The sequence below is a fragment of the Streptomyces qaidamensis genome (assembly GCF_001611795.1).
Lineage (GTDB): Bacteria > Actinomycetota > Actinomycetes > Streptomycetales > Streptomycetaceae > Streptomyces > Streptomyces qaidamensis.
Map to the genome: position 1 here is coordinate 8,519,024 of NZ_CP015098.1, position 16,584 is coordinate 8,535,607.

A 16,584-nucleotide genomic window follows, 5' to 3' on the forward strand; every position below is an offset into this window, starting at 1 on the left:
CGCCATGACGACCACGAACCTCCGCATCAGCGGCCTGACGAAGTCCTTCGGCGGCGTCAGGGCCCTCGACGGTGTCGACCTCACCGTCCCCGCCGGGCAGGTGCACGCCCTGCTCGGCCACAACGGCGCCGGCAAGTCCACCCTCATCAAGTGCCTGGGCGGCGCCTACCCGCCCGACGCCGGCACCATCGAGGTCGGCGGGACGTCGTACACCCGGCTCACCCCACGCGAGTCCATCGCGTCCGGCGTGGCGATCATCTTCCAGACGCTCAGCGTGGTCGACGCTCTGACCGTGGCGGAGAACATCTTCCTCGGCCAGGAGTGGACCCGGCACGGCCGCATCGACCGGCGCGCCCAGGAGGAGGTCGCCGCCGGGCTGCTGGAGCGGGTGGCCGCGAAGTGCTCCCCGCGCGACCGGGTGGGTGATCTGCCCATGGGACAGCGCCAGTTGGTGGAGATCGCCAAGGCCCTCAGCCGCAGCGCCGCCGTCCTCGTCCTCGACGAACCGACCGCCGCCCTGTCCGGCGCGGAGACCGACGCCCTGGCGGAACGCGTCGAGGACCTGCGCGCCCAGGGCCTGGCCATCGTCTACGTCACCCACCTCCTGGGGGAGGTGGAACGGCTCGCGGACGCCGTGACCGTGCTGCGGGACGGCCGGGTGGCCCACCACGCGACGGTTGCGGGGCAGAAGAGGCGCGACCTGGTGGAGGCGATCGCGGGACGGCCGACGGAGACCGTGGGGAAGTCGCGACGACCTCCCACCCCGCCCCGGCTCGTCGCCGAAGGGCTGCAGGGACCCGGCTTCGGCCCCGTCGACCTCACCGTCGCCGCAGGCGAGCGCGTCGGCCTGTTCGGGCTCATCGGCTCGGGCCGCACCCGCGTCCTGGAGACCCTCTACGGCAGGCGCCGCGCCACCGGCGGCACGATCCGCGTCGGCGACCGCACCGTCACCCCCGCGCGACCCGCCGACGCGCTCGCCGCCGGGATCGCGCTCGTCCCCGCGGACCGGCGGGCCCAGGGCCTGTTCCCCTCGATGACCGCGCAGGACAACGCGCTGCTGCCCTCCGTCCAGCCCCTGTCCCGCCACGGGCTGCGGGCGTTGCGCTCCGAGCGGCGGGTGTTCGGCGCGCTGGCCACGGCCGTCGGACTGCGCCCGGCCCGGCCCCGGCTGCCGGCGGGCGCGTTCTCCGGCGGCAACCAGCAGAAGCTCGTCCTCGGCCGGTGGATCAACGAGGCCCGGCACGTGGACGTGCTGCTGCTGGACGAGCCGACCCAGGGTGTCGACGTGGGGGCACGGCAGGAGATCTACCGGGTCGTCTCCGCACACGCCGAGGAACGCGGCACCGCCGTGCTGTTCGCCTCCAGCGACCCCGAGGAGATCGTGGCGCTCGCCGACCGCTGCCTGATCGTCGCCCGGGGCCGGATCGTGGGCGAACTCTCCGGCGCCGAACTCACCGAACAGGCCCTGCTGTCGGCCGTTCACGACCCCCTGACCGCCGAAGGAGCAGCATGACCACCGCCGACCCGGCCCTCCCGCGGCCCCGCCCGATCACCACCGGCGGGCTCGCCGCCGTACGCCGCAACCCGCTCCTCGTCGTGCTCGTCGCGATGGTGCTGGTCTTCCAGCTGACCACGGGCAGCTTCCTCGACCCGGCCAACCTGAGCGGCATCGCCACCGACGCCGCGACCCTCGCCATCGTCGCCGTCCCCCTGGCCCTGCTCGTCATCAGCGGCTACCTCGACCTGTCGGTCGGTTCCACGCTCGCCCTCGGCGGGCTGGTCGGGGGCTGGCTCGCCGGGCAGCACCACCAGTCGCCCGCCGTCGCCCTGCTCGGGGCTCTCGCGGCCGGGGCACTGGTCGGCGCGGTGAACGGCGTCCTGTGCTGCTACTTCGGGCTGTCCGCGTTCATCGTCACCCTGGGCATGCTGACCGCCGTGCGCGGCCTGGCACAGCAGCTGTTCCCGCTGCCGCTCAGCGGCTTCGGCTCCGGCTTCGCCTGGATCGGCGGGGCCCGCGTCGCCGGGATCGCCGCGCCGGTCGTCATCGCGGCGCTCGTGCTGGCCGCGGGCGCCCTGTTCCTCGCCATCACCCCGGCCGGCCGGCACGTCTTCGCCATCGGCGTCAACCGTGAGGCCGCCCACCTCTCCGGCATCCACATCCGCCGCACCCCGTTCGCGCTGTTCGTCGCCACCGGTGTCGCCGCCGCCCTGGCCGGGGCCATCAAGGCGTCGGTGCTCGACAGCGTGGTCGCCGGCACCTCCGGCGCCGGGTTCGAACTGACCGTGCTCACCGCGGTGCTGCTCGGCGGCGTCGCCCTCACCGGCGGCTCCGGATCCATCCTCGGCGTCCTGCTCGGCGTGCTCTTCCTCGGTGGCCTGCAGAACGGCCTGACCCTGCTGAACGTGCCGACGTTCTGGCAGCAGATGGCCCAGGGCACCGCGCTGGTGGCCGGCGCGGCCCTGGCGTACTTCGCACCCCGCACCGGGCGCTGACCCACCCACCCCACTGAAATGAGGTCATCCGTGAGCGACACCGCTCCCACGCTCGTTCTGACCGGCGGTCAGGTCCTCACCGTCGACGCCGGGTTCTCCGTCGCCGAGGGCGTGGCCGTGCGCGGCCGGGACATCCTCGCCGTCGGCAGCGACGCGGAGATGCGCGCCCTGGCCGGTCCAGGCACCCGGATCGTCGAACTGGGTGGCCGGACCGTGCTGCCCGGCATCAACGACTCGCATCTGCACGGAGCCGCCTACGGCATGACGAAACCGCCGTTCGCCCTCGACGTCGGCCACCCGTCGGTCGGTTCCATCGCCGACATCGCGGCGGTCGTCCGCCGAGCGGCACACGAGACCCCGGAGGGCGACTGGATCATCGGCCTGGGCTGGGACCCCGGCTACCTCGCCGAGTGCCTCGCCGACCCGGGCCGCTTCCCGCACCGGCGGGACCTGGACGCGGTGGCCCCCGGCCACCCGGTCTGCCTGACCGACTTCTCCTCGCACATGGTGTGGGTCAACTCCGAGGCGCTGCGCCGCTGCGGCCTCGGCGCCGGCACCCCGGCCCCGCCCGGCGGTGTCATCGACCACGACCCCGACGGCCGTCCCACCGGCATCCTGCGGGAAGCCGCCGGACGGCTCGTCCAGGCCGAACTGCCCACCCCGACCCAGGCCCAGCGCCGCCGGGCCGTCCAGGGCGTGATCCGCGAGCTGCACTCCCGCGGCATCACCAGCTACACCGAGCCCGGCCTCGGCCCGGGCGGCGCCGGCTCCCTCTTCGGCGGCCTCAGCACCGACAACTGGACCGCCTACGCCGACCTCGCCGCGAGCGGAGAACTCCAGGCCCGCGTCAGCGTCCTGCTGCTGCCCGCCCCCATGGGCGGCTCCGCCGACGACGTCCGCAAGGGGCTGGCCGAACTGCGCCGCCCCGAGTCGGCCGACCCCCGGCTGCTGCGGGCCATCGGGGTCAAGATCTTCGCCGACGGGGTGCCGCCCAACCGCACGGCCTGGATGAGCGAGCCGTACCCGGAGGGCGGTCACGGTGCCCTGTGCGTGCACGGTGACACGCCCGCACTCCAGGTGCACGAACTGCGCGAGATGATCAGGCTCGGCCACGAGGCCGGCTTCCAGCTCGGCGTGCACGTCACCGGCGACCGGGCCATCGACCTCGTGGTGGACGCATTCCTCGCCGCGAACACGGCCGCACCCCGCCCCGACGCCCGCCACTACGTGATCCACGGCGACTTCATCAGCTCCGGCAGCCTCGCCAAGCTCGCCGCGCACGGCTACGGCGTCAACATGAACCCCGCCATCAAGTGGACGATCTCCGACCTGATGGACGAGGTCGTCGGCCCCGAACGCTCCGCCTACCAGTGGCCGGTGCGCTCCGCGCTCGACGCCGGGGTACGGGTCTGCGCCAGCTCCGACGCGCCGATCACCGAGCCCGACTGGCGTCAGGGGGTGGCCTCGATGATGCTGCGCGAGTCCAAGGCCAGCGGCCGCCCGAGCGGCCCCGAGCAGTGCGTACCGCTCGCCGACGCCCTGCGGGCCTACACGTCCACCGCCGCCTGGCAGGACTTCGCCGACGGCTGGAAGGGCACTCTGGAACCGGGCCGGGCCGCCGACCTGTGCGTCCTGGACCGGCCGCTGCTCGATCTCGACCCGCACGAGATCACGCAGGTGCAGGTGGATCTCACGGTGTTCGACGGGCAGGTCGTCTTCGAACGGTGAGCCCTGCTCAGGCCGTTCGCACCGCCGTCCGCCGCGCCCCCCACCGCCGGTTCCGGTACCGGCCGGCCACCCGGCACACCGCGTAGAGCGTGAACGAGATCGTCGTGACGTAGGGGCTGATGGGGACGCTGCTGCCCAGGGCCAGCAGGATGCCGCCCTCGATCGAGGCCACGGCGAACAGCACGCTCAGCACGGGCAGCAGCACGGGCGAGGCGGTGACGCGGGCGGCCGCCGCGGCCGGGGTGACGACGAGGGACAGCACCAGCAGCGCGCCGACGATCTGTACCGACAGGGCGACCGCGAGCCCGAGGACCAGCATGAACGCGAAGGACAGCCCACGCACCGGCACCCCGCGAGCCTCGGCCACGTCCGGATCGGTGCTGGCGAAGGCGAGCGGACGCCACATGACCGCCAGGGCCACCAGCACCAGGACGGAGGTGCCGAGCAGCCACGACATCTGCGGGGTGTCCACGGCCACGATCTGCCCGGTGAGCAGCCCGAACTTGTTGGCCGCCCGGCCCTTGTAGAGGGCGAGGAAGAGCACGCCGAGTCCCAGGCCGAACGGCATGATGATGCCGATCACCGAGTTGCGGTCCCGGGCCCGTGTCCCGAGGACGCCGATGGCGCCGGCCGCGAGGAGCGAGCCGACGATCGAGCCTGCCACGATGTTCGTGTCCAGCAGCAGTGCCGCCGACGCGCCCGCGAAGGACAGTTCGCTGATGCCGTGCACCGCGAACGGCAGGTCCCGCATCAGGACGAACACCCCGGCCAGCCCGCCCACCAGACCCAGCGCCACGCCGGCGACGAGGGAGTTGCGGACCAGGGCGAGGAGTTCGCCGTAGTCGGTGAAGTCGAAGATCTGGTGCCAGATCCCGTCGGCGAGTGTCATGAGCGCACTCCGTCCTTCTCCTGAAGTCCGGGGTGGTGCGGCGGGACAGCCGTCTCGTCGGGTGCTCCGGCCACCACCACCCGGCCCCGGACGCGCACCACGTCGACCTGGGTGCCGTAGAGGCGGGACAGCGACTCGGAGGTCAGCACCTCGTCCGGGGTGCCGACGCGGTGACCGCCGCGGGCCAGGTACAGCACCCGGTCGGCCAGGCCCTGCACCGGGTTGATCTCGTGCGTCACGAACACCACCGCCGTGCCGTGGGAGCGGCGCCGGGCGTCGATCAGCTCGGTGACGGCCCGCTGGCGGTTCAGGTCGAGCGACAGCAGCGGCTCGTCGCACAGCAGGAGGCTGGGGTCGGTCGCCAGGGCCTGCCCGATGCGCACACGCTGCCGCTCGCCGCCGGAGAGCATGCCGAGCGGGACGTCGGCGTAGGCCGAGGCGCCGACCGACTCCAGGATCTCGTCCACCCGGCGGCGGACCGGGCCGGTGCGCCGCCGCGGCCCGAAGCGGTGGCCGTCGATGCCGAACTGTACGAGGTCGCGGGCGCGCAGCATGGCCTGCGCGGACAGCGCCGCCTGCTGCGGTATGTAGCCGATGTGCCGGGCGGCCTGACGCGGGGGCCCGCCGAGGACCGTCAGCGTGCCCGCGGACAGCGGCTGACGGCCCAGCAGGGCCCGGACGAAGCTGGTCTTGCCCGCACCGTTCGGGCCCAGCACGGCCAGGAACTCCCCGGGCCGTACCTCCAGGTCGAGACCGCTCCACACCTCGCGCTCGCCGTAGGACAGGGCGGCTGCGCGCAGCGCGACGACCGGCGTGCCGTCCTGCCGGGGTATCGGCGTCACTGGGACAGCGCGCTCGCGAGCGCGTCGACGTTGCCGGTCATCCAGCCGAGGTAGTCCTTGCCCTTCGGCAGGGTCTCCGTCACGGGCACGACGGGGATGCCTGCCGCCTTGGCCGCCGCCTCGGCCTTCTCGGTCTGCGGGCCGGAGGTCTGTTCGTTGTAGACGAGGACCTTCACCCTCTTGCCGCTGAACAGTGCGAGGCTCTCCCGGAGGACGCGCGGGGAGACGTCGTCGCCCTCCTCGATCGCCTCGCTGAACTGTGCGGGCGTCCGGTTCACCAGGCCGCTCGCCTCGGTCATGTACAGCGGCACGGGTTCGGTGATGGCGACGCCCGCACCGCCGTGCGCCTTCTTGATCCGCGCCTCCTTCGCCTCCAGCGGCACGAGCTTCGCCTTGAAGGCGGCGGCGTTCTTCCCGAAGGCGCCGGCGTCGCCCGGGTCGGCCTTGGCGAGGGCTGCGGAGATCCGGTCGGCGACCTTGGCGACGGTGGGGAAGTCGTACCAGACGTGCTCGTTGAGCTCCCCGCCCTCGGGCGCGGTCCTGCCGGACACCTCGACGGCGTTGATCACCTCGGCGGAGTCGTTGTGCCCGCTCTTGAGCATGCGGTCGACGAAGTCGTCGTAGCCGCCGCCGTTCTCGACGACGACCTTCGCCTTGGACAGGGCCAGCTGGTTCTGGGGGTCGGCCTCGTAGGAGTGAGGGTCCTGGTCGGGGTCGCCGATGACCGAGGTGACGTCGATCCGGTCGCCGCCTATGCGCCGGGCGATGTCGCCCCAGACGTTCGTGGAGGCGACCACGGCCACCCGGGCCGGTGCGCTCTTGGCGTCGGCGGAGTCCGTCGAGCTGCCGCAGCCCGCGAGCAGGGCCAGTGACGCGCTGGTCAGCAGCGCGAGGCGGCGGGATGTGGACAGGGACATGGCTCCTCCAGGACGGGCGGGCACCGGGGGTTCGGCAGGGATCACGCTAGATGGGAATGAATGTCAGAAGCGCATCATGACCGAAGTCATGTGAAAACCATTGCCAACTGTTGGGGATTGATTGGACTGTCTATCCAAGTGCTGGACTTGTGGTCTAAGGTGGTGGGTGTGAGAGGAGACGGGATGAGCAGCGGGACGAACGCCGAGCGGGACGCGATCCTGGCCGCGCTGACGCCGGTCGTGGAGGGCATCGCCGCGACCTTCGGGCCGGTGTGCGAGGTCGTGCTGCACGACTACCGGAACCCGGAGAAGTCGGTGGTCGCCGTGGCCGGTTCGGTGACGGGGCGGGCGGTCGGCGGCGCGATGAGCGAGATCGGCATGCGCGTCCTCGCCCGCGGCGACGAGGCGGCCGACGAACTGAACTACGTCACCCGCACCCGTGACGGGGGGCAGGTGAAGTCCTCGACGATCGTTCTGCGCGACTCCACGGGAGCCGTGTTCGGCGCCCTCTGCGTCAACGTGGACGTCGGTGCCGTCACCCAGGTCCACGGTCTGCTCGGCGCGCTCGCCGGGCTCGGCGCCGCCCCGGCGGAGCTGCCGACCACCACCTTCGGCAACGACATCGACTCCGTGGTCGACGCCCTCTTCGACGCCCACCAGTCGCGGCAGCGGGGCAGCTGGGCGGAGCTCGGCCGGGAGGAGCGCGTGGAGCTGTTCGGCGGTCTGGACACCCGCGGTGTCTTCGCCGTGCGCGGCGCTGTCGAGCAGGTCGCCGCCCGGCTCGGCATCTCCCGTGCCTCCGCCTACAACTACCTGTCCCGGGCCCGGGCGGCCCACGACACTTCCCCCGGAGGAACCGCGTGACGACCACCACCCCACCGGTCACCCTCGACGACGTCCGGGACGCCGCCGCCCGGCTCAAGGGCGTCGCCCACCGCACGCCCGTACTGCGCTCCCGCACCCTGGACGCGCTCGCAGGCGCCGAGATCTTCCTCAAGTGCGAGAACTTCCAGCGCGTGGGCGCCTTCAAGTTCCGCGGCGCCTACAACGCCGCCTCCCGCCTCACCCCCGAGCAGCTGTCCCGGGGCATCGCGGCCTACTCCTCCGGCAACCACGCCCAGGCCGTCGCCCTGGCCGCCCGCGAGCTGGGCACCACCGCCGTCATCGTCATGCCGGAGGACGCCCCGCCGTCGAAGCGGGCGGCCACCGCCGGCTACGGCGCGGAGATCGTCACGTACGACCGCTACACCGGTGACCGCGTCGCCATCGCCGAGGCCCTCGCCGCCGAGCGCGGCCTCGCCCTCATCCCGCCGTACGAGCATCCGCACGTCATGGCCGGACAGGGCACGGCCGCTCTCGAACTGCTCGAAGAGGTCGGGGAGTTCGGTGCGCTGCTGACGCCGGTCGGCGGCGGCGGGCTGATGGCCGGCAGCGCAACGGCCGCCAAGGGCCTGTACCCCGCCATCCGGGCCGTCGGCGTCGAGCCGGAGACCGGGGACGACACGAAGCGCTCGCTGGAGGCGGGCCGGCGCGTCAGCATCCCGGTCCCGCGCACCATCGCCGACGGCCAGGCCCTGCACACCCCCGGGGAGCTGACCTTCTCGGTCAACCGGCGGCTCCTCGATGACGTCGTGCTGGTCACCGACGACGAGATCCGGGACGCGATGCGCTTTGCCTTCGAACGCCTGAAGATCGTCGTCGAGCCGAGCGGCGCCACCCCGCTGGCCGCCCTGATCAACGGCCGGGCGGGCGCACTGCCGCGCCGGGTCGGCGTGATCATCTCCGGCGGCAACATCGACGCCGGGCGCTTCGCCGAGCTGTGCCGCAGCGGCGCGCGCTGATTGGCGCGGCTCCTCGGGCGGACGGACGATGGAAGCACACCCTCACCGAGGAGGAGCGTCATGCTTGAGGTGAAGACGCTCGACAAGCCGGACGAGCGGCGCGACTACCCCCGAGGTCACCTGGAAGCCGTCCACATGACGGGACTGGACTTCGCCGTGGCCACCTTCGAACCGGGCTGGCGCTGGTCCGAATCCGTGGCCCCCATCGCCGGGACGGACAGCTGCCGGATCCACCACAACGGCTATGTCGTCTCGGGCCGTATGCACATCCGGATGGACGACGGCGCCGAGACCGAGGTGGGCCCGGGCGACGTGTTCGTCTGCGCACCCGGCCACGACGCCTGGGTCGTCGGCGACGAGCAGTGCGTGGTCTACGACTTCGCGGGCAGCATGGCCAAGGAGTACGCCAAGAAGGACTAGAGCGTGCCTCGTCGGCGGGTGGACCGGTGCCCGTGCTCGCGCCCGCCGACCGGCCGGACCGAGGCTGAGTGGCTACCCCCACTCACCTAGGTAGGCACACTCATGCCGGCGTCGTCCGCTCGAATACTTGGCACATGAGACGACCTTCCGAGCTGGTCGGCACGGCCGCCCACACCCTGCGCCGCTCGCGCATCGCATTCGTCACGGCGGTTGTCGCCACCGTGGGACTCGCCGCATGCGGCACCGAGAGCGCCGGCACCGACGCGGACCTGAACCGTCCCGCAGGCGGCGTCGGGGACCGGCCTCGTGCGGCCTTCTCGAAGATGCTGGACGAGGTCGCGGAGTCCTGCGCCGCCGACGGCCCTACGCGTGCGTCCACCTCCGAGCCCGCGACCACCTTGCCGTCCGGTGCGGGGGAGACACCGCCGGGCGGCGCGGTCGTGCCCATCGCCCCCACGGCCGGTCCGGAGGTGGAGCTGAACGCCCGTGACTGGTGCGCGGGGCACCGCCATGAGCAGCGCGTGACCGAAGCCCTCTGGGACCTGAAGAGTCCCACGCCCACCGAGGTCAGAACGATTCTGAACGATCTCGGCTACATCGACGAGCGCATCCACGGCCTCCGGCGGTCGGGCACGACCACGCGGTTCTCCCTCGACCTGCGCGACCGCGGAGGACGGCTCTGCATGGCCGGCTCCGCGGCCGGCACCAGGACGGTCGTCGACATGTGCGTGGCTCCCGCGACCGGCCCGTTCGTGCCGGGGCAGCGCAAGCGGTGACGTGACAGGACCGGTGGGGTGGTCGCGGCCCCGATGAGTTCCCGGTGGTCGCGCAGTCCACCCGTCGACATGAAGGGAGCGCACCATGCGCAAGATCATCGTTTGCACGTTCCTGTCGCTCGACGGCGTCATGCAGGCGCCGGGTGGTCCGGACGAGGACGCCGAGAGCGGCTTCGAGCACGGCGGCTGGCAGAAGCCGGTGTCCGACGACGAGGTCGGCGCGGCCATCGCCGGCTGGTACGAGTCCTCCGACGCGATGCTGCTCGGCCGCAAGACGTACGACATCTTCGCGGCGTACTGGCCGACCGCCGATCCCGGCAACCCGTTCACCGAGCGGATGAACAGCATGCGCAAGTACGTGGCGTCCCGGACCCTGACGTCACTGGAGTGGGAGAACTCCACGCTGCTGGAGGGCGACGTCACCGACGCCGTGCGCGAGCTGAAGGCGTCCGACGGCGGTGACATCAACGTCGTCGGCAGCGGCGACCTCGCTCAGACGCTCATGCGGCACGACCTGGCCGACGAGTACCGGCTGACCATCCACCCGGTGATCATCGGCACCGGCAAGCGGCTCTTCGCCGACGGGGCGGTCCCCACCGCTCTGGAGCCGGTCAGTGTCGCGACGACGAAGAGCGGCACCGTCGTCGGCGTCTACCGGCCGGCGGGCAAGCCCGGCTACGACAGCTACTGAGACCCCGTTCCCCTTGCGTTCGGAAACCGATCGGTTTACGCTTCCCGGTATGGAAAACCGATCGGTTTCCGAGCTGTGCGCGAACGAAGGAGCACTCCCATGACCGCCATCGAAGGTTCCGTCGCCCTGGTCACCGGCGGCAGCCGCGGCATCGGCCGGGCGCTGGTCGAGGCCCTGTACGAGCGGGGCGCGCGCAAGGTGTACGCCACCGCCCGCGACCCGCGCACCGTCACGCACCCCGACGCCGTGCCGCTGGCCCTGGAGGTGACCGACCCCGGGTCCGTCGCCGCCGCGGCCGAGCAGGCACAGGACGTCACCCTGCTCATCAACAACGCGGGTGCGTCGGTGAACGCGAACTTCCTCGACTCGCCCGTCGAAGACGTCCGCCGCGAGTTCGAGACCAACTTCTACGGGCCGCTCCTGGTGACCCGGGCCTTCGTCCCCGTCATCGAGCGCAACGGCGGCGGCCACATCCTCAACGTCCACTCCGTGCTGTCCTGGATCGGCCTCGCCGGCTCCTACAGCGCCTCCAAGGCCGCCTTCTGGTCGCAGACCAACTCGCTGCGCCTGGACCTGAAGCCGCGCGGCATCGACGTCACCGGCCTCCATGTCGGCTACGTCGACACGGACATGACCGTCGGAGTCGACGCCCCCAAGTCCACGGCCGGCTCCGTCGCGGCCCAGGCCCTCGACGGCATCGCGTCCGGTGCCTACGAGGTCCTGGCCGACGAGCTCTCGCGGCAGGTCAAGGCCGGTCTTGCGGCCGACCCGGCCGCCCTCTACCCGCAGCTCACCGCCGCCTGATCACACCGGCAGCAGCCGCGCCACCAGTGCGCTCAACTGCCGGGCGTTGCGGCATTCGTGCATCTCGACCAGCTCGGCGTAGGCGGGCGCGACGGAGTCGCCCGTGCCCCAGCGGGAGCGCTGCTCGGGGTTGAGCCAGTGGACGCGGCGGGCGCGCTCGGCGATCTGCCGCACGGCGGGCAGGTTGGGATCGCTCCGGTTCGTGCGGGCGTCACCGAGGACGAACACGGTCGTGCGGGAGCCGACCGCGTCCGCGTACCGCTCGGCGAACTCGCCCAGCGCCATGCCGTAGTCGCTGCTCCCGTGATAGCCCGTGACCGCCGCCTCCACCTGGATGCGGCTGCTCAGCCCCTCCGGGTCGGCCCTGCCGCGCTCCAGCAGCCCCGTCACCTCGTCGATCCGGTTGACGAAGGCGAACACGCGCACCTTGCTGAACTGGTCGTGCAGCGCCTGCACCAGCAGCATCGTGAAGTCGGAGAAGCCGGAGACCGACCCCGACACATCGCACAGCAGCACCAGTTCGGGGCGCATGGGACGCCGTCTGCGCAGCACCGGCTTCATCGGCACCCCGCCCGTCGACAGCGAACCGCGCAAGGTCCGCCGCAGATCGATCGAGCCCCGGGAGGCACGACGGCGCCGGGCCGCCAGCCGGGTCGCGAGCTTGCGGGCAAGTGGCTGCACCGTCCTGCGCAGTTCGGCCAGCCGGTCCTGCCCGGCGAACAGGAAGTCGACCCGGTCGGCGGTCGGGGCCACCGCCCGCCGGGCGATCTCGTCCCGGCCACGCCGCTCGGCGACCCGCCGCCGCGCCTCGGCCGCCACCATGGCCCGGAAGGTGTCGATGCGCCGCCGGATCTCGTCCTCCAGGAGCCGGTCCGCGAACCCCGTGCTCCCGCCCTGGCCCCGGACGCTGTCGCGCACCCGGGCCAGCAGCGTCTGCGGCCGCAGCCGTTCGAGCGTCTGGTACGACGACCAGCCGTCCGACTCCGGCGAGGAACCGTAGCTGCCGAAACCGTCGACCGCCTCGATCGCCAGCCGGCCCAGCATCGCCTGGTCGTCGGCGGTCAGGGCGTCGGCCAGCCGGTCCCGCAGGTCCTCCCGCCCCGCCGCCCGCTGCTCCGGGCCGCCGACGCCGCGCGGGAAGTAGAGGTCGAAGACCGGGTCGAACACCTGCCGTTGGCCGGGCCCGTGCAGCAGCGTCGCCGCCAGCCCCTCGCGCAGCAGCTCCCGGTCCGCGAAGCCGAGTTCCTCGACCGCCCGGGCCGCGTCCACGCTCTCCCCGGTGCCGATCCGCATGCCGTGCGCACGCAACGCCCCGACCAGGGACGTCAGCCGCTCGGCGACGCCCGCCGACGTCGTCACAGGGCGTCCAGGTCGAGTTTGGCCGAGGCCTTGAGGACGTCGTCCTGGTGCTTGAGCAGTACCCCGAGGGTGGCCTGCACGACCGTCTCGTCCAGCGAGACGGCCCCCAGCGCGAGCAGGGTGTGCGCCCAGTCGACGGTCTCGGCGACCGACGGCACCTTGCGCAGGTCCATCGCCCGCAGCGCGCCCACGACCCGGACGACCGAGCGGGCCAGCGCCTCGTCGAGGCCGGGCACCTTCAGCCGGACGATCCGGCGCTCCAGCTCCTCGTCGGGGAAGCCGATGTGCAGGAAGAGGCAGCGACGGCGCAGCGCCTCGGACAGCTCCCTGCTGGCGTTGGAGGTGAGGACGACGAAGGGGCGGCGCGTCGCCGTGATGGTGCCGAGCTCCGGGACGGTCACCTGGAAGTCGCTGAGCACCTCCAGCAGCAGGCCCTCCACCTCGACGTCCGCCTTGTCGGTCTCGTCGATCAGCAGGACCTTCGGGTCGTCGCCCCGGATCGCGGTCAGCAGCGGCCGCGTGAGCAGGAACTCCTCGCTGAAGATGTCCGTACGGGCCTCGTCCCACGTCTCGTCGCGGCCCGCGCTGATACGCAGGAGCTGCTTGGCGTGGTTCCACTCGTACAGGGCGCGGGACTCGTCGACGCCCTCGTAGCACTGGAGGCGGACCAGCCGTGCGCCGGCGACCTCGGCGACGGCCTTGGCGAGCTCGGTCTTGCCGACGCCGGCCGGGCCCTCCACCAGCAGCGGCTTGCCGAGGCGGTCGGCGAGGAAGACGGTCGTGGCGACGGCGGGCGAGGCGAGGTAGCCGGTCTCGGCGAGGCGCGCGGAGACGTCGTCGACGGATGTGAACAACGGGGCCTCCAGGACGGCGGCGTCGGGGACGGACACGACGCTATCTAAGCGCTTGTTCACCGATGCTGTCACGGGGTTCCCGAGCGGGCAGGCGGTAAAACCGATCGGTTTCCCCGGCGGTGGGGGCGAGGTACTCGCGCGCGTATGGCCACAACCGACAACGCGTCCACCCGGGACCGGATCCTCGACGCGGCGGCCGAGCTGTTCTACCGCGAGGGCGTCTCCCTCGGTGTCGAGACGCTGTGCCGGAGCGCCGGGGTCTCGAAGCGGTCCATGTACCAGCTCTTCGCGAGCAAGGACGAGGTCCTCGCGGCGAGCCTGGCCCGCCGGCTCCCGGAGTACGAGGAGCGGCTGGCGCCCGGCCCGCAGGAGCCGGGCAGCCCGCGCGAGCGGATCCTGTACGTCTTCGAACGGCTGGAGAAGACCTCGGCCGAGCCCGCCTACCGGGGCTGCCCCTGTCTCGCCGCGCTGGTCGAGCACCCGGCGAGCGTCGTCGCCCGCGGGGCGAAGGAGTGGCTGCTGGGCTTCTTCCGTACGCGGGCCGAGGAGGGCGGGGCGCGGGATGCGGAGCTGCTCGCCCGTCAGCTGATGCTGGTGTTCGACGGGGCCAGCGCCCGGGCCGGGGCCGGGATCGAGACGCTGGACGGCCTGACCACGACGACCGTCACCGCGCTGCTGGACGCCTCCGGCACGCGGTGAAGGGGGCGGCCGCCGAAGCGACTGCCCCCTTCGTCACTCACGCGGCCGTCGCCACCGCCCGTACCGCCGGCGTGCGCAGCGCCCGCCGGGCCGTGGCAAGACCCGTTCCCATCGTGACGGCCGCGCAGACCGCCACGACCGCGAGCCACACGCCGAACGCCTGCTCCGGCACCACCGCGTCGGTACGGACCACGGTGAACGGGACGATCCCCGCCAGCGCCGCCAGCGTGCCGAAGAAGACACCGACGACCGTCAGGACCAGCCCCTCGGCGCCCACCACGCCCAGCACCTGCCCGGGAGTCGCCCCGGCCAGTCGCTGCTGCCCGAACTCCCGCACGCGATAACTGGTCGCCGCATATAGGGAGTTGACGAGCATGACGCAGACGAAGACCACGATGACGCCGACCACCGTGAAGTTGAGCGTCTCCAGGTTCTTCGCGTCGACCGACTTCACCGCCCCCGAGGCCGCGACGGCGTCGCTCTCCACCGCCTGCATGGTCAGCGTCGCCGTGGCGACCGAGGTGAACAGGATCAGCGACATCAGGATCCCGGCGAGCTGCCCGGCCCGCTCCCGCAGATTGCGCACCGCCAGCCAGCCGCTCGCACCCCCCAGCGGCAGCCGGTCCAGCACGGCCGCCAGCAGCTGCGGCGCCTTCAGAGCGCACCCGACGGACAGCAGGATCGCCCCGTACGCCGGCGGCGCCATCAGCGCGGCGTCCTTCGCCGAGAAGGCGAACGTCGAGGTCACCGCCGCGGCGCCGGCCACCAGCGCCGCGTAAGCCGGCACCGTCCGCGCCCGGCTCCGCCGCCGGCTCCGGCCGCCCGCCCGCCGCACGGCGAGGAACGCGGCGCCCGCGGCGGCCAGCAGCGTGATGTCGAAGCCGGTCAGGAAGGCCACGGGCCCGAAGTCGAACTCGACCGACCGCGCGACCTGACCGCTGTCCTGGAACACCTCCAGCAGGGCCCGGCCGCCGAGCATCGCGGGCCCGATGGCCAGCGCCGCGCCGGTCAGCGCCACGGCCACCGCCTCGCCCACGACCATCCGCTTGATCTGCCCCGGAGTCGCCCCCGAGCAGCGCAACAGCTCCATCTCGGCGGCCCGCTGCCGCACGTTCACCGTCAGCGTCGAAGCGATCGCGAAGAACACCAGCACAGTGCCGTAACCGCCGACCACGCCCGCGGCGGTGGAGAGCGTCTCCGAGCTGACCGCGTCCACGCCCGGCTGCCCGGCCGTGTCGTGCATCGCGTTGAACGTCATGATGATCGCCGCGCCCAGGAACGCGGACAGCAGGGTCGCGAGGAACCGCCCGGGCCGCTGTCGGATCGACCGCATCGCCAGCAGGAACATGACCTCACGCCCCCGCCGGCACGTCATCGCCCAGGTGTGCCAGCCGCTCGGCGACCGCGTCCGGTGTCGGGGCGTCCATCCGCCCGGCCAGCCGGCCGTCGGCGAGGAACAGCACGGAGTCGGCGTAGGACGCGGCGACCGGATCGTGCGTCACCATCACCACGGTCCGGCCGTGCACCCGCACCGCGTCCTGGAGCAGCCGCAGCACACCCCGCGCGCTGCGCGTGTCCAGCGCGCCCGTCGGCTCGTCCGCGAAGATCACCCGCGGTTCGGTGAGCAGGGCCCGGGCGATCGCCACTTTCTGGCGCTGCCCGCCGGAGAGCTGCCCGGGCCGGTGCCCGAGCCGGTCGCCGAGCCCCACGGACGTCAGCACCTCCCGGACCCGCCGCCGGTCCACGCGCCGCCCGGCCAACTTCAGCGGAAGCACCGTGTTCTGCGCGACGGTCAGTGTCTCCAGCAGGTTGTACTGCTGGAACACGAACCCGATCCGGCCGCGCCGGAACCTCGTCAGCTCGGCCTCGCCCCCGCCCGTCAGCTCGGTGCCGTCCACCCGCACGATCCCGCTGTCGGGCCGGTCGAGACCCGCCGCGCACTGCAGCAGGGTGGACTTCCCGGAGCCCGACGGCCCCATCACCGCGGTGAAGGTGCCGCGCTCCAGGCCGAGCGTCACCCCGTCCAGGGCGGTCACGGCGCTGTCGGCGCTCCCGTACGTCTTGGTCACCTTCACCAGCCGCAGCGCCTCGGCCGCCGGCCCCTGGTCCTGGTCCTGTCGTGGTCCGGTGCGGAACATCGTCGTCCTCCCCCTCGTCCGACACGCCCTGTGTCTCGCCCTCGACGCTACGGAGAAGGGGACCCGGCCACACGGGCCGCAGAACCCGTGCTCCGGGGTGTACCCAGTGACACCCCGCGGGTACTCGGTCGCT

At 72.7% G+C, this 16,584-nt stretch carries 17 protein-coding genes; 10 read left to right on the plus strand and 7 right to left on the minus strand.

Translation table 11 applies throughout. The features are described 5' to 3' along the window. The first annotated feature begins 4 nt into the window (after nt 1–4). From A4E84_RS37315 to A4E84_RS37325, 3 genes are read left to right on the plus strand one after another with little or no spacing between them, the layout of a single operon-like run. Nucleotides 5–1,513 (plus strand): sugar ABC transporter ATP-binding protein, encoded by a 1,509-nt coding sequence (locus tag A4E84_RS37315; RefSeq protein ID WP_062930775.1) that lies wholly within the window; start codon nt 5–7, stop codon nt 1,511–1,513. Beyond that, nucleotides 1,510–2,493, plus strand: a complete 984-nt coding sequence (locus tag A4E84_RS37320) for an ABC transporter permease (RefSeq protein WP_062930776.1) — start codon at nt 1,510–1,512, stop codon at nt 2,491–2,493. Before A4E84_RS37315 ends, A4E84_RS37320 begins: the two co-directional genes overlap by 4 nt. Nucleotides 2,494–2,523: 30 nt before the next feature. Further along, on the plus strand, nt 2,524–4,221 hold the full coding sequence (locus A4E84_RS37325) for an amidohydrolase (RefSeq protein WP_062930777.1): 1,698 nt from the start codon (nt 2,524–2,526) through the stop codon (nt 4,219–4,221). 7 nt (nt 4,222–4,228) lie between these two features. Here A4E84_RS37325 and A4E84_RS37330 read toward each other — a convergent pair whose 3' ends face one another. From A4E84_RS37330 to A4E84_RS37340, 3 genes are read right to left on the minus strand one after another with little or no spacing between them, the layout of a single operon-like run. Then, nucleotides 4,229–5,110, minus strand: a complete 882-nt coding sequence (locus tag A4E84_RS37330) for a metal ABC transporter permease (RefSeq protein ID WP_062930778.1) — start codon at nt 5,108–5,110, stop codon at nt 4,229–4,231. Continuing rightward, a complete protein-coding gene (locus A4E84_RS37335; protein ID WP_062930779.1) occupies nt 5,107–5,952 on the minus strand; it encodes a metal ABC transporter ATP-binding protein in 846 nt (281 codons plus the stop codon). Before A4E84_RS37335 ends, A4E84_RS37330 begins: the two co-directional genes overlap by 4 nt. Continuing rightward, a complete protein-coding gene (locus A4E84_RS37340) occupies nt 5,949–6,869 on the minus strand; it encodes a metal ABC transporter solute-binding protein, Zn/Mn family (protein WP_062930780.1) in 921 nt (306 codons plus the stop codon). Before A4E84_RS37340 ends, A4E84_RS37335 begins: the two co-directional genes overlap by 4 nt. A 183-nt stretch (nt 6,870–7,052) precedes the next feature. On the opposite strand from A4E84_RS37340, the gene A4E84_RS37345 reads away from it, so the two are divergent. From A4E84_RS37345 to A4E84_RS37370, 6 genes are all read left to right on the plus strand, one after another. Continuing rightward, nucleotides 7,053–7,733, plus strand: coding sequence for a helix-turn-helix transcriptional regulator (locus A4E84_RS37345; RefSeq protein WP_062930781.1), 681 nt, complete (start codon nt 7,053–7,055; stop codon nt 7,731–7,733). Further along, nucleotides 7,730–8,710, plus strand: coding sequence for a pyridoxal-phosphate dependent enzyme (locus A4E84_RS37350; RefSeq protein ID WP_062930782.1), 981 nt, complete (start codon nt 7,730–7,732; stop codon nt 8,708–8,710). The genes A4E84_RS37345 and A4E84_RS37350 overlap by 4 nt, the downstream gene beginning before the upstream one ends. 60 nt (nt 8,711–8,770) lie before the next feature. Beyond that, a complete protein-coding gene (locus A4E84_RS37355) occupies nt 8,771–9,130 on the plus strand; it encodes a cupin domain-containing protein (RefSeq protein ID WP_062930783.1) in 360 nt (119 codons plus the stop codon). Between the two features lie 134 nt (nt 9,131–9,264). Then, nucleotides 9,265–9,906, plus strand: coding sequence for a hypothetical protein (locus tag A4E84_RS45025; RefSeq protein WP_063827543.1), 642 nt, complete (start codon nt 9,265–9,267; stop codon nt 9,904–9,906). Between the two features lie 85 nt (nt 9,907–9,991). Continuing rightward, complete coding sequence (locus A4E84_RS37365; protein WP_062930784.1) at nt 9,992–10,597, plus strand: dihydrofolate reductase family protein; 606 nt, start codon at nt 9,992–9,994, stop codon at nt 10,595–10,597. A gap of 99 nt (nt 10,598–10,696) precedes the next feature. Further along, on the plus strand, nt 10,697–11,401 hold the full coding sequence (locus A4E84_RS37370; protein WP_062930785.1) for an SDR family oxidoreductase: 705 nt from the start codon (nt 10,697–10,699) through the stop codon (nt 11,399–11,401). On the opposite strand, the gene A4E84_RS37375 is transcribed toward A4E84_RS37370, so the two are convergent. Both A4E84_RS37375 and A4E84_RS37380 read right to left on the minus strand, forming a co-directional pair. Then, a complete protein-coding gene (locus tag A4E84_RS37375; RefSeq protein ID WP_062930786.1) occupies nt 11,402–12,760 on the minus strand; it encodes a vWA domain-containing protein in 1,359 nt (452 codons plus the stop codon). It abuts the gene before it with no gap. After that, nucleotides 12,757–13,614, minus strand: coding sequence for an AAA family ATPase (locus A4E84_RS37380; RefSeq protein WP_062931796.1), 858 nt, complete (start codon nt 13,612–13,614; stop codon nt 12,757–12,759). Before A4E84_RS37380 ends, A4E84_RS37375 begins: the two co-directional genes overlap by 4 nt. Nucleotides 13,615–13,758: 144 nt before the next feature. On the opposite strand from A4E84_RS37380, the gene A4E84_RS37385 reads away from it, so the two are divergent. Continuing rightward, nucleotides 13,759–14,313, plus strand: a complete 555-nt coding sequence (locus A4E84_RS37385) for a TetR/AcrR family transcriptional regulator (protein WP_062930787.1) — start codon at nt 13,759–13,761, stop codon at nt 14,311–14,313. A 37-nt stretch (nt 14,314–14,350) separates the two neighbouring features. On the opposite strand, the gene A4E84_RS37390 is transcribed toward A4E84_RS37385, so the two are convergent. Together A4E84_RS37390 and A4E84_RS37395 are read right to left on the minus strand one after the other, a co-directional pair. Next, on the minus strand, nt 14,351–15,661 hold the full coding sequence (locus A4E84_RS37390) for an FtsX-like permease family protein (RefSeq protein ID WP_062931797.1): 1,311 nt from the start codon (nt 15,659–15,661) through the stop codon (nt 14,351–14,353). Between the two features lie 4 nt (nt 15,662–15,665). Beyond that, nucleotides 15,666–16,451 (minus strand): ABC transporter ATP-binding protein, encoded by a 786-nt coding sequence (locus tag A4E84_RS37395; RefSeq protein ID WP_062930788.1) that lies wholly within the window; start codon nt 16,449–16,451, stop codon nt 15,666–15,668. Nucleotides 16,452–16,584 lie beyond the last annotated feature (133 nt).